10 protein-coding genes and 2 pseudogenes are annotated in these 12,910 nt (G+C 65.2%); 7 read left to right on the forward strand and 5 right to left on the reverse strand.

Going from position 1 to position 12,910, the window contains the following annotated elements:
• Positions 1–158: 158 nt before the first annotated feature.
• A complete protein-coding gene (locus AB1I47_RS13150; protein WP_354684198.1) occupies positions 159–1,076 on the reverse strand; it encodes a Mu transposase C-terminal domain-containing protein in 918 nt (305 codons plus the stop codon).
• Positions 1,077–1,173: 97 nt separating this feature from the next.
• Between AB1I47_RS13150 and AB1I47_RS13155 the strand changes: the two are divergent.
• From AB1I47_RS13155 to AB1I47_RS13185, 7 genes and pseudogenes are all read left to right on the forward strand, one after another.
• Positions 1,174–1,427, forward strand: a pseudogene (locus tag AB1I47_RS13155) (chromate transporter); the annotation flags it as partial.
• A 224-nt stretch (positions 1,428–1,651) separates the two neighbouring features.
• Positions 1,652–2,308 (forward strand): PepSY-associated TM helix domain-containing protein, encoded by a 657-nt coding sequence (locus AB1I47_RS13160; protein ID WP_354684199.1) that lies wholly within the window; start codon positions 1,652–1,654, stop codon positions 2,306–2,308.
• A 53-nt stretch (positions 2,309–2,361) separates the two neighbouring features.
• Positions 2,362–2,886 (forward strand): DUF2271 domain-containing protein, encoded by a 525-nt coding sequence (locus AB1I47_RS13165; RefSeq protein ID WP_354684200.1) that lies wholly within the window; start codon positions 2,362–2,364, stop codon positions 2,884–2,886.
• 19 nt (positions 2,887–2,905) lie between these two features.
• Positions 2,906–3,757, forward strand: a complete 852-nt coding sequence (locus tag AB1I47_RS13170) for a DUF4198 domain-containing protein (protein ID WP_354684201.1) — start codon at positions 2,906–2,908, stop codon at positions 3,755–3,757.
• Positions 3,758–3,768: 11 nt separating this feature from the next.
• The gene (locus AB1I47_RS13175; RefSeq protein WP_354684202.1) at positions 3,769–4,776 is read left to right on the forward strand and encodes an FAD:protein FMN transferase; all 1,008 of its coding nucleotides are present in this window, start codon (positions 3,769–3,771) and stop codon (positions 4,774–4,776) included.
• Positions 4,773–6,362: a sulfite reductase subunit alpha gene (locus AB1I47_RS13180; protein WP_354684203.1), complete on the forward strand. Its 1,590-nt coding sequence runs from the start codon at positions 4,773–4,775 to the stop codon at positions 6,360–6,362. Before AB1I47_RS13175 ends, AB1I47_RS13180 begins: the two co-directional genes overlap by 4 nt.
• 387 nt (positions 6,363–6,749) lie before the next feature.
• A pseudogene (locus AB1I47_RS13185) lies at positions 6,750–7,801 on the forward strand (putative bifunctional diguanylate cyclase/phosphodiesterase).
• 383 nt (positions 7,802–8,184) lie between these two features.
• Here the strand turns inward: AB1I47_RS13185 and AB1I47_RS13190 are convergent.
• The 4 genes from AB1I47_RS13190 to AB1I47_RS13205 form a co-directional block, all read right to left on the reverse strand.
• A complete protein-coding gene (locus tag AB1I47_RS13190) occupies positions 8,185–9,033 on the reverse strand; it encodes a VOC family protein (RefSeq protein WP_354684204.1) in 849 nt (282 codons plus the stop codon).
• Between the two features lie 17 nt (positions 9,034–9,050).
• The gene (locus AB1I47_RS13195) at positions 9,051–10,712 is read right to left on the reverse strand and encodes a bifunctional 3-(3-hydroxy-phenyl)propionate/3-hydroxycinnamic acid hydroxylase (RefSeq protein WP_354684205.1); all 1,662 of its coding nucleotides are present in this window, start codon (positions 10,710–10,712) and stop codon (positions 9,051–9,053) included.
• Positions 10,713–10,768: 56 nt separating this feature from the next.
• Entirely contained in the window at positions 10,769–11,617 is an 849-nt protein-coding gene (locus AB1I47_RS13200) for a fumarylacetoacetate hydrolase family protein (protein WP_354684206.1), read from the reverse strand.
• Between the two features lie 105 nt (positions 11,618–11,722).
• Positions 11,723–12,823 (reverse strand): TRAP transporter substrate-binding protein, encoded by a 1,101-nt coding sequence (locus AB1I47_RS13205; RefSeq protein WP_354684207.1) that lies wholly within the window; start codon positions 12,821–12,823, stop codon positions 11,723–11,725.
• Positions 12,824–12,910: the final 87 nt, after the last annotated feature.

Raw genomic sequence — 12,910 nt, forward strand, 5'->3', positions numbered from 1 at the left:
TCTTCACCAACCGGTCCAAGAGTTCGAACGCCTGTGTTGCGCGGGGATAGTCGATCCATCGATCCCGAGCCAAGGCAAGAATACGAACATTGTCGTCCCTCTTTGCTAAAGAACGGACATCCGGCAGAAGGTGGGGCAAGGAAGCACCCATGTCCAATTCACAGTTGCTCGACGTGATAAATTGGAGCCGGCTTGTTGTAGTCCACATCCGGCGTGGGCGATGACGCATCGGGGGATTTCGTCTGTTGACTGGACCGCCAGCTCGCCGGGAAAGGTGAAGTCTCCCCTGCTCTTCCTCGTCTGTCTGCAGATCGCCGCTTATGTGCTGCCCCCTCTATGAGGCTCCGTTGCGCGGCGATCGCATTGAATATCGCAGACTCCGTGACGTGGGATTTTCCCTGCGACCGGAGATGCTTCAGTGCCGCCTTTTGCTCCCACAGGGAGATTCGGTCACGCCGCAAGTCGGCAAAGCTTGCCTCAACGTATTCCTTGCCATCGGCACTGACGAAGACTTTCGATAAGTCCTCCGGATGGTATCGCACCACGACGCCACGGTTAGCCGCCCGCCAGGCTGCAAAGACCGGATGCCAATAATGCAGATAGAACAGCATCAAGCCGTCAGCCTGGATGGTGCGACGGGCTATTGGCAGGAACTGAATAAGGAAGCGAAGTTCTTCGGCGGCCGAGTCGGGAAGAAGCCGCAGCTTCGATGCTTCAGACAACGTCGACCACGCTGAGTATGGTGTTGCGTCGCTTAACCCTCGATGGGCACTGTGATGGTAGGTCTGTCCGATTTCATACATCAACCATTGCTCGAACTCTCGGAGTGTCAATGCGGCCTCCGCTTCCGGCTTGCGAGCCTTTCGTCCTTTCGTCGAGGACCCGGTCGAGCCCGGCAGACTGTGTACTTTCTCCATTATGGTCCGGTTCAGTCTTTCTATATGGCCGCCGAAGTACGGTCGTCCAGGCGGGCGATACATCAGCTCGATTCCGTACTGATTGCAGCCCACTTGCAGTGCCTTACTCTTGAACTCGGCAGCGTTGTCGAGATGCAATACCTTGGGTACGCCGTGCATCGGCCAGTCTACAGCGACGTCCCGGCTCCATTCATGGCCTTGGCGCTGCCTTACAGCAACGGTCGAAAAGCGTACTTGCGGAATGAATTCACTTAAGGAAACCTTCCTCGCCGGCTATGGCGCGGCGCAGGCGATGCCGGGGCCGCTGTTCACGTTTGCCGCCTTCCTCGGCGCCTCGATGAAGATGCCGCCGACCGGCGGGACCCGGTGTGGACCAGCGCGGTGCAGGGGCCGCTCGATATCGTGCTGGTCGCGCTGGCGCTGCTTGCGGTGATGGTGTGGAAGCTGCCGCCGTGGCTGGTGGTGGTGGCCAGCGGGGTGGCGGGATGGGTGGCCGGGGCGTGGTTCTGACGCCGCCATGCCTGGCGTGTAACGCGCTGTAATGTTGAGCGGTCACGAGCCGTTTGCGCATTCAAATGCGAACGATTATCCTTCTCTCCTGCGTCGATCATTGTGATGACAATGACACAAGGCTTGCCGCCACAGGTGAGCAAGGCGGCGCTTCAGACTCCAGGACACCAGGGTAAGGAATGGGCCGCGGGCGCCGCCAGCACCGTGCCCGCCGACCAACCGCAATGATCGAATCCCAGCCGGCCTCCGGCCAGCAGCGCCGCGCCTTCTGGCTCAAGCATCTCCACCAGTGGCACTGGATCAGCTCCGCGATCTGCCTGATCGGGATACTGCTGTTCGCAGTCACCGGCTTCACGCTCAACCACGCGGCGCAGATCGAGGCAAGGCCTGCGGTCGAGACGCGCCACGCCACCATGTCCACGCGCGTGCTGGACAAGGTGCGCGCAGAAGAGCCCGCAGGCGACGCCCGGGCTCGCGAGCGCAAGGCACCGGTGCCCGCGGTGCTGGCCGATTGGCTGGCGCAGGCGCTGGACGTGGATGCCAGCGGGCGCGAGGCCGAGTGGTCCGTCGACGAGATCTACGTGGCACTGCCGCGCCCGGGCGGCGATGCCTGGGTCAGCATCGAACTCGACAGCGGCGAGGCCCGGTACGAGAAAACCACGCGCGGCGCGGTTTCCTACCTGAACGACCTGCACAAGGGCCGCAACACCGGCCCGGCGTGGAGCCTGTTCCTGGACGTGTTCGCGCTGGCGTGCCTGATCTTCAGCGCGACCGGCCTGTTCCTGCTCAAGCTGCATGCGGCCGGGCGCGTGGGGACCTGGCCGCTGGTGGGGCTGGGGCTGGTGGTACCCCTGCTGCTGGCGATCCTGTTCATCCACTGATCCGGCTTTCCGACCGTTTTTTTCCTGCATCTCACTGACGAGGTTTCTCAGATATGCGCCGACTGCTCTCCGTCACCCTGACCGGCATGGCCGCGGTTCCGCTGGCCGGCCCCGTCATGGCCGCCGACCTGAACGTCAAGGTCGACATCCCGCGCCTGACCGTGGCCGAATACCACCGCCCCTATGTGTCGATGTGGGTCGAGCGCGCCGACCAGGGCCCGGTGCAGACCCTGGCGGTCTGGTACGACGTCAAGCGCAAGGATGGCGAGGGCACCAAGTGGCTCAAGGACATGCGCCAATGGTGGCGCAAGGCCGGCCGTGACCTGCAGATGCCGGCTGACGGCATCTCCGGCGCCACGCGCGCGCCGGGCGAGCACGCGGTCAGCTTCAGCGACCGCAAGACGCCACTGGGCAAGCTGCCCGCCGGCGACTACCAGCTGGTGGTGGAGGCCGCGCGTGAAGTGGGCGGGCGCGAACTGCTGCGCGTGCCGTTCACCTGGCCGCCGCAATCCGCACAGATCGCCCGCGCCAAGGGTGAACACGAACTCGGCGGCGTGACCGTCGAACTGAAGCCGTAAATCTTCCCGGAGCCCGACGATGAAACCTTCCATCCCGTCCGCCGCATCTGCACGGCTGAACTCGCGCCTGGCTACCCGTGTGGCTGTGCTCGCCCTCGCCGCGCTGGCGCCGCTGGCCGCGCAGGCGCACCGCCAGTGGCTGCTGCCGTCAGCCACCGTGCTGTCCGGCAGCGATCCGTGGGTGACCGTGGACGCCGCCGTCTCCAACGACCTGTTCTACTTCGAGCACGTGCCGATGCGGCTCGACAACCTGCAGGTGACCGCGCCCGACGGCAGCCCCGTCAAGGCCGAGAACGCGGCCACCGGAAAGTACCGCAGCACCTTCGACCTGCACCTGACGCAGCCCGGCACGTACCGCGTGGCGGTGGTCAACAACGGCCTCTTTGCCAGCTACAAGGTCGACGGCCAGACCAAACGCTGGCGCGGCTCGGCCGAGAACTTCGCCAGGGAAGTGCCAGCCAATGCGCAGGACCTGCAGGTCACGCAGGCCGAAGGCCGCATCGAGTCCTTCGTCACTGCCGGCAAGCCCAGCGACAAGGGCCTGCGCATCGCCGGCCGCGGCCTGGAATTGGCGCCGATCACGCACCCGAACGACCTGGTCGCCGGCGACACCGCCAGCTTCCGCCTGCTGCTCGACGGCAAGCCCGCCGGCAACCTGAAGGTCTCGGTGGTGCCGGGCTGCATCCGCTACCGCGACAAGTTGCAGGAGTTCAGCGCCACCACCGACGCCGACGGCAAGTTCACCGTCAAGTGGCCGGCTCCGGGCATGTACTGGATGGAAGCCGAGGTGCGCGACGACAAGGCCACCTTCAAACAGGCCAGGTCGCGCCGCGCGGTCTATGCGGTGACGATGGAAGTGCTGCCGCAGTAAGGCGGTCGGGTTTGAACCGCGTTCTCGTTCCCGTTGCGCTGTCCGCGCCCCCGGTGCCGCCCGCCGCCGATGCGCGGCTGCACCGCTGGGGCGGCGAGAGCATGGGCACGACCTGGTCGGTGGCGGCGCTGCTGCCGCCCGCGACGGATGCCTCCGACGTCGCCGCCGGCATCCAGGCCGTGCTCGATGGCGTGATTGCGCAGATGAGCAACTGGGAAGCGGGTTCGGACCTGAGCCGCTTCAATCGCGCTGCGCCAGGCAGCTGGCACAGGTTGCCGGATGACTGCTTCGCGGTGCTGCAATGCGCGCTGCAGGTGGCACGCGACAGCGGCGGTGCCTATGACCCGAGCGCCGGGCCGCTGGTCGACCTGTGGGGCTTCGGCCCGGCGCCGCAGCGCAGCGCGCCGCCGTCGCCCGATGCGGTGCAGGCCGCGCGCGGGCGCTGCGGCTGGGCGCGCATCGAAGTCGATGGGGCCGGCAAGCTCGCGCTGCAACCCGGCGGCGTCTCGCTGGACTTCTGCGCGATCGCCAAGGGCTTTGCCGTCGACGCCGTGGCGCGCTACCTCAGCGCGCAGAACCTGGACCACCACCTGACCGAAATCGGCGGCGAACTGCGCGGCCATGGCGTCAAGCCTGACGGCATGCCGTGGTGGGTCGCGCTCGAAACGCCGCCCGGCCTCGGTAACGACCCTGAAGGGCAGACGCTGGTGGCCCTGCACGGCCTCTCGGTCGCCACCTCCGGTGACTATCGCCGCTATTTCGACAGTGATGGCCGGCGTTATGCCCACACCATCGATCCACGCACCGGCTACCCCGCCAGCCATGCGCTGGCTTCGGTCACCGTGCTGCATGCGCAATGCATGCTGGCCGATGCGCTGTCCACTGCGCTGACCGTGCTGGGACCCGAGGCCGGCATGGCGCATGCGCGCCGCCACGGCATTGCCGCGCGCTTCCTGGTGCGCACGCCGGGCGGTTTCGACGAACGGATTTCCCCGGCGTTTGCCGCGATGCTGGCATGAGCAGGCCATCTGCCTTCGTCGGCGCAAGCTGGCTCGCCGTGGCTGCTGGCGTGGTGCTGTCCGTGCTAGGCCCCTCGCGCGCGGCCATCGCCGCTGGCGTGGTCGCGGCCTACGCGGGATTTTGCGGGGCTGTGATTGCCCACCACCGCCAGCGGCGCGCGCGCGTGGCGGCTTTGGCAAGTACCACCAATGGCGCGACGCTGGTCGCCTACGCCAGCCAGACCGGGTTTGCCGAACAGCTGGCCTTGCAGACCGCCACCGCATTGCAGAGCGCCGGCATGCCAGTGCAGCTGCTGTCGCTGGCCGATGTCAATGCAAGGCAACTGGCCGCTTGCCGGCAGGCGCTGTTCGTGGTTAGCACCACCGGCGAAGGCGATGCGCCCGACAGCGCCTCTGGTTTCGCGCGCCGCCTGCTGGCTGGCGCCGACGGCTTGCGCGATCTGCGCTACGGCATCCTGGCGCTGGGCGACAGCAGCTATGCGCGCTTCTGCGCCTTCGGCCACGCGCTCGACGGCTGGCTGCAGCGCCATCGCGCGCAGCCGTTATTCGACCTGATCGAGGTCGACAACGGCGACGCCGGCGCACTGCGCCACTGGCAGAACCACCTGTCGGCGCTGAGCGGCGGCGCCGAGATCGCCGACTGGGAGCGTCCGCGCTATGGCAGCTGGCGGCTGGCGCAGCGCCAGCACCTGAATCCTGGCAGCCAGGGCGCGCCGGCCTTCCACCTGGTGCTGGAGCCGGAACACGCCCATGCGCTGGACTGGCAGGCCGGGGATATCGCCGAGGTCGGTCCCTGCCATGCACCGGTTGAAGTCGAACGGCTGCTGGCACGGCTCGCGCTGGACGGCGCCACGCCGGTGCGCTGCGACACGCGCGAGATGACGCTGGCCGAAGCGCTGGCCACGCGCATGCCGCTGCCCGAGCCGCACTTCGCCGCGATGCAGGGCGTGCCGCCGCAGCAACTGGTGGACGTGCTGTCGCCGCTGGCGCACCGCGAGTATTCGATCGCATCGGTGCCGCAGGGCGGGCGCCTGGAGCTGCTGGTGCGGCAGGCGCGCCGTGACGATGGCCGCCTGGGGCTGGCCTCCGGCTGGCTGACCGTGCATGCGGCCGTGGGCGCGCGTATCGCGCTGCGCATCCGCACCAACCGCAGCTTCCATCCGCCTGCTTACGACCGGCCGCTGGTCCTGGTCGGCAACGGCACCGGGCTGGCCGGGCTGCGCGCGCACCTGAAGGCGCGCGCCGCGGTTGGCCGGCGCCGCAACTGGCTGCTGTTCGGCGAACGCTCGGCGCGGCACGATGCCTTCTTTGCCGATGAGCTGGCCGCGTGGCAGGCCGACGGATCCCTGCAGCGCCTGGACTTGGCCTGGTCGCGCAAGGGCGGCGCACCTCGCTACGTCCAGGACGCGCTGCGCGCGCAGGCGCCCACGTTGCGCGAGTGGGTCGCGGACGGCGCGGCCATCTACGTCTGCGGCAGCCTGCAGGGCATGGCCGGCGGCGTCAACGAGGCGCTGGCCGAGATCCTCGGCGAGGCTGCCCTGCGCAAGCTGGCCGACGGGGGCCGCTACCGGCGCGACGTTTACTAAACCTCGTCGTTTCCGCGACTTCGGCAGCAAGCCGCGTGCGGAGATCGGAGGCGCGACTCGCACCAAGGGCGTGCATCGACTATCTTCGGAGAGGACTGCAAAGCATTCGCAGCCAACAACAAGACCGAGGAGACCTGATGTTACGCACCCCCCGGCGTTCCGGGGCGACAAGTACCGCGAATGGCTGGCTATGGCTCCGACGCCAAGCGCGTGGCCGAAGCCTTCGTCGCCGGCGTCAATGCCTATGTAGCGCTGACCGAGCGGAAGGCTTACCCACCACGGCCCCCGGTGCTCTTTGCCGATACCGCGCGCGCCTGGGCGCTGCGCGCCACGTGGCTTGACTACCGGACGACCACCGCGTGGTCGCCGACCGCACCGTCGACAGCCATGCTGGCACTGCTGTTCATCGACCTGGATCGCTTCAAGGAGGTGAACGATACCCTCGGCCATGACCAGGGCGACCTGTTGCTGCTGGAGGCGGCGCGGCGCATTGCGGCATCGGTGCGCGCGTTGGATACCGTGGCGCGGCTGGCCGGCGATGAGTTCACCGTGATCCTGCCCGCGGTGGGCGATGCCGACATTGCAGGGGACATTGCCCAGGCCATCCTGGAGCAGATTGCCGCGCCCTACCGCCTGGCCGGTGAGCTGGTGGTGGTGTCGGCCAGCATCGGCGTGGCGACCTACCCAAAGGACGCGGACAACGCCGAGGCCCTGCTGGCGTCCGGGCAGTTCGCGCTGCACTATCAGCCCATCGTCAATCTGCGAACGGGCAAAGTCTGCAAGGCCGAGGCCCTGATTCGCTGGAGCCATCCGGTGCGCGGGCCGATCCACCCGGTCGATTTCATCGCCGTTGCGGAGGAATCCGGCCTCATCATCGACATCGGCCGCTGGGTGTTGACGGAAGCGCTGGACCAGCTTGCGCGCTGGCAGGGGCTGCTGGGCAAGGGCTTCCAGATCTCGGTCAACAAATCACCAGTGGAGTTCTGCGCGCCTGCAAGCGGGCCCGAGTCCTGGTCCAGCATGATCGAGCGCAGGAACGTGCCGGTGGGCAGCCTCGTCATCGAGATCACCGCAGGCTCGCTGATGGAGCAGAACGCCGATGTCATGGACCAGCTCTCCCGCTTCCAGGCGGCCGGCATCGAGATCGCGCTCGACGACTTCGGCACCGGCTACTCGTCCTTGTCTTACAGGCGGCGCCTGGACATTGACCACATCAAAATCGACAGTCCTTCATCCGCTCGCTGACGCGGGGCCCGGACGGCGTGGCCTTGTGCCCCGCCATCATCAGCATGGCGCATGCCCTGCGCATCCGCGTGATTGCGGAGGGCGTCGAGAGACCGAGTCGCAGCGTGACATCCTTGCTCGCTACCGGCTGCGACTACGGGCAAGGCCACTTCTTCTGTCACTGGGGGAAGCCAGCGCGTTCGAGGCCTTCGTGAGCGCCGTGACTTGAGGCGAGCGGCCGCGCGCGCCGTTCCCCCCGAACGGGGTCTGCACTCGATGCAAGCGCGAACACATAGCCTGGAGAGAGACCGATATGAGGCAGACCATCGACGTGTCGGAGTTCATCAACAGCCAGCCCATTACGACGTACCAGTGGCTGAATCCTAGCGATCTGTACCTTCATTGCAGCAGTGGACCGCATCGATGTCGCCATCATTTCACATGACGGCCCTGCTCGGTCATGGTCACGATTCGCGAGCGGCGGTCTTGCGCGTAGCCCGGGGCACAATTGCTTCGCTCTACGTCGACGGAACTGGCCATCCATGGGCGAGCCGCGACGAGCGCGCCCCGGGAGGTTGCTCCTCTCTGTGCCACCGGACTAGGTGCGGATCCAGCCCCGCCCCCACGAATTGAGCGTGTATTCCTCATGGGGCCAGACGCCGGGCGTCTTGTCGGCGCCCACCTGCTCGAGTTCGGCTGACAATTCCAGGCGGTTGCCGTCGGGATCAGTCACCATGAAGAAAAGGTTGTTGCCAGGGCCGTGGCGTCCTGGCCCGAAGAAGATGCCGCGGCGCACGCGCGCGAAGCGGTCGGCCCAGTCGCGGATGTCATTCCAGCTGGTGGTCTCGTAGCAGTGGTGGTCCCAATCGTTATTCGAACCCTGGAAAAAAGCAAGCGAGTGATGCTCGTCGTCCGAGCGCAGAAAGCACGTGGCAACGGCGCCGTCGTCCGCCACCACTTCGTCAGAGATCGTGAAGCCGATGCGGTTGACATAGAAGTCCACCATGGCCGCAAGATCGGTGGTCTGGAACACCGTGTGCTGCAGACGTGCTGCCATGCGGTCGGGCTCGCGGCGCGTCCGCGGTATGCCGAACAGAAGGCGGCGCCCTTGCGGGTCGGTCACCGTGAATGCGCCGGTTCTGAAGAAGATCTCACTCGCCCCGTCGGCGTCCTGCGCGATATCCCCAAGCCTTGCGCGCAGTGCGGCAAGTTCTTCGGCGGAACGCGCCGCATAAGCAGCCATCGCCAGTGCGCCGGCCTCATCGGCACGGCCGGAATGGATTACCATGGCACGTTCGCCGCCCGCCAGTGCCTGAACGCAGGCGGGTGCCGTTACCGGCCGCAGTTCGAAAAGGTCCTTGTAGAACGCAGCCAATGCTTCCGGCGCGCTGCTGCGGAGATGAAGGTGATGTAGCCGGAGTGGCGTACTGATCTGTAGTGTAGTCATCATGTACCCTCCAGGGGTTAGCCGTTCAATGCGGCCCGGGGCAGCGCAAGAGCTTCGCCGATCTTATCGTCGGCGGCGAAATCCATGCCGAGCCGCGCGCTGAATGCGGCAGTCCAGGCCTCAGCGTCGTCGCGACCGAACACGCCGGCGACATAGCGGTCCGGCCGTACGACCAGTACCTTGCCGGCGAGCTCACGCAGCATCTTCGGCATCGACTCAGACGGTAGCGCCACCGGGATATAGCCGCGCTCCCGGGCCGCGCGCACGGCCTGCGAATCCAACGCCGGCAGCAGCACAACTTGTTGAGTCCCGAGCCTGCGCCACATCGTCCGTGCCGCTTCGCTCAGATCTGCACCGGCCACCATGGCTTCAGCACCGATCGCGATATGGGAAAAGCCGTGGCCGGTGATGTCGTCGAGCGGCGCGCTCCTGTCGTCGGCGGTCCGTACTGTCGGCTGCGGCAGCATCGTACCGACCAGGTCAACGGTATCGGCCTGGCTCGTCACGAGCAGACCGTCGTGAAAGCGCGGCTTGGGCTTGAACTTCATCTGCAGGAAGTAGTCGCGCACCGGTGGCACCAGCGCAGTGGCACGGAAGAACAAGATCCAGGCCCACGCCACGAGGCGATTGCGTGGCGCCATGACCATGCCGAGGTTCAGCGCGAGGCGGATCAGCGCCCAGGCATGATCGCGGCGCTCTGTCTCATAGGAATCGAGCGCGGCCGGCGATAGCTTGCGATGCAGCACTGCCGCGAGTTTCCAACCTAGGTTGTGGGCATCGCGTACGCCGCTGTTCATGCCCTGCCCCGCGTACGGGGGCGTCAGGTGCGCGGCATCGCCGGCCAGGAAGACACGACCCACGCGCCACCGGTCCGCCACGCGTGCGTGGAACGTGTACACGGTCTTCCGTACCACCTGAGCGGGACTGTCGCCGAGGAACGGGCGCAGCAGTTCAGCGATCTGCGCGGGCTTCATGATGTCCTCGTCGATCTCGCGCGGCTTGAGCAGGAACTCGAAGCGGCGCGTGTGGTGTGGCCCTGGCACTTCGACGATTGGACGCGAAGGATCGCAATAGGCGCGCGTCTGCCAGAACGGATCGGCGTCGTTCTCGGTATCGACCACGAGCCAGCGCGCATTGAACGACGAGCCCACCAGCGTCGCGCCGATGGACTGCCGCACGAAGCTGCGGCCGCCATCGGCACCGACCGCATAGGCCGCTTCGACAAGGACTGTACCGCCGGGCCCTTCGAGCACCGCGTGCACGCCCAGCTCGTCCTGGGACAGCGACTGCAGCGTAGTCTCGAACAGCACGCGCACCGACGCATACTGCCGGAGCCCTTCACGAAGCGTGGCTTCGAACAGCGGCTGGCGAAAGGCATTGCGACGCGGATAGCCATACTCGCTTGCAGTCGGCTCCACTTTCGCAAAGCAACGCCCGCCGGGCCGCGTCATGTAATGGACGCCGTAGCCTGCGACCACGTCCTTCAGCACCGCATCGGCGAGACCGATGGCCTGCATCGTGCGCAGCGATTCGTCGTCGATCGACACTGCGCGTGGTTCCGCTACGGTGCCGGCCTTGCGATCGATCAGGATCGTGTCGATCCCGTGCTGCCCGAGAATATTGGCCAGGGTCAGGCCCGTAGGACCGGCGCCGATCACCAGTACGGCGGTGGTGAGCACGGGGGGATGGGTCATGGCTCTCTCCTTACCCGGCAAGCCCGTAAGCAGCATGCTGCTTACTCATCCCGGATCCCGTTGCGCAGGATGCCGATGCCGGAGATCTCCACTTCGACGGTGTCACCGGGACGCATCCACAGCGGCGGATTGCGGAATGCGCCTACGCCGCCCGTGGTGCCGGTGATGATCACGTCGCCCGGACGCAGTTCGGTGAACGTGGAGCAATAGGCAATGATGTCGCCGACGCTGAAGATCAGGTCGTCGGTTCGCGCGTGTTGCACGACTTCGCCATTGAGCCGCGTGGTCAGCGTCAGCTGCGACGGATCGGGAATCTCGTCGGTGGTCACGAGCCATGGACCGAAGGCCCCTGTCTGCGGGAAGTTCTTGCCCGGCGTGAACTGGATGGTGTGTTTCTGCCAATCGCGCACGCTGCCGTCGTTGTAGCAGGCGTAACCGGCCACATGACCAAGCGCGTCTTCGGCGCGCACATGGCGCGCCGTCTTGCCGATGATCACCGCCAGCTCGCCTTCGAAATCCAGCTTCTCCGAGATGCGCGGCCGAATGATTGGCTGGCCGTGCGCAACCTGGGAATCCGCAAAACGCGTGAAGAACATCGGGTGCTGCGGCATCTCGCGGCCGGTCTCCCGCACATGGGAGGCGTAATTGATGCCCACGCACAGGATTTTGCCCGGGTCGGGAATCACCGGCAGGTACTCCACATCGGCAAGGGCGAGTGTGGACCGAGCCGTGGCCGCGATATCGGCGATATGGCCCAGCGCGCCGCGCGACAGCGCTTCGTGAAGGCTGGTGCCGACGGCGGCCTGATGTGGCCCAAGATCTATGATTTGGTCCCCGACGGCTACGCCAAATCCTTGGCTGCCACGGTGTACAAAGCTGACGAGTTTCATGATTGTCCTGCGAGTTCGTTGTTGGAAGATCGAGCGCATCCGGTGTTGGACCGGAAGAGTGCGGGTAACATCGCGTCGGTAATGGTCACCCAGGTAAAACCTGGCTCAGTGGAGCATACGAATCCGATCTAGTTCGACCTTATACAAGTCAATAAGGGAAGCGTCATAGTCCCTGGCAATGCGCGCAAGCACTGGCCGGGCTCGCTCGCTCAATTTTTTGAGTTCGGTTGGATCCATCTCGTTTATACGCATGCCTTCGGCTTCAAGGTCCGCACGCACCTTGGCATTCTCCTCGCGAATCAGGCGCCGCTGGTACTGGCCGGCCTCTCCCGCGGCGTCGCGCAACAGCGCCTGGTCAGCCGGCGCCAATGTGTCCCAGAAGCGCTTGCTCGCGATCAATGTCATGGCACCGTAAGAGTGGCGGGTGACACTCAGATAGGTCTGGACCTCATACAGTTTGCCCGTCACTATCTGGAAATAGAAATTGTCCTGTGCTGCGACACTCCTGGATTTCAAAGCAGCATGCAGTTCAGAAAATGGCAAAGGAATCGGATCCGCCCCGATTTCCTTGAAGCTTTCCACGAACAAGGGCGAAGGAATGACACGAATCCTCAAGCCAATGAGGTTGTCCGCGTGGAGGATGGGGACAGTAGAAGTCGTCATATGTCGGAAGCCGTTTTCCCACCATGCGATTCCGATCAGATTACGGCTTGCCAGACGATCCAACAGGGTGGCGCCGAAAGGGCCATCGAGCAACGCATTGGCCTGTTTTTCATTGCTGATCGTGAACGGAAGATCAATCAGACCAAAACCCTTCTCGACCTCAGCAAGCCCGATCGTGGCTTGCAGCATCAACTCTGGCGTTCTGCCATCTCCCGCCTGCAAGGATGCGATCTGGCTTGATGGAGATCCCGGCATGGTTTCTGAGGGGGCTTGCACGAGTATGCGGCCACCACTTCGGGTGGCCACCAGTTCGGAGAACTTGTTCATGCCACGGCGCACCGGATGGTCAGCCTGGAGATATCCACGGTAATCAGCGATATGGATGATTCTCGCGTCCAGCTTCGCGGCGGAGAGCGGATCTGCCACCGCCGTGGTTGCCAGTCCGGCTAATGGGATGCAACAAGCGAGTCTTGCAAGCTTTCGCCTGAACCTTAATGACCTCAATAAGGTAAGAAGACCCAATACGGCTGAATTCTTGAGCATTCCATCTCCTTGTTATGCACTACGGTGCGCTCTACTGATTTCTTGCAAAGCAGTAAGAAGCGTGACACGCGTTCCTTTCCCTCACCT

The organism is Cupriavidus necator (assembly GCF_040578825.1).
Taxonomy (GTDB): domain Bacteria; phylum Pseudomonadota; class Gammaproteobacteria; order Burkholderiales; family Burkholderiaceae; genus Cupriavidus; species Cupriavidus necator_E.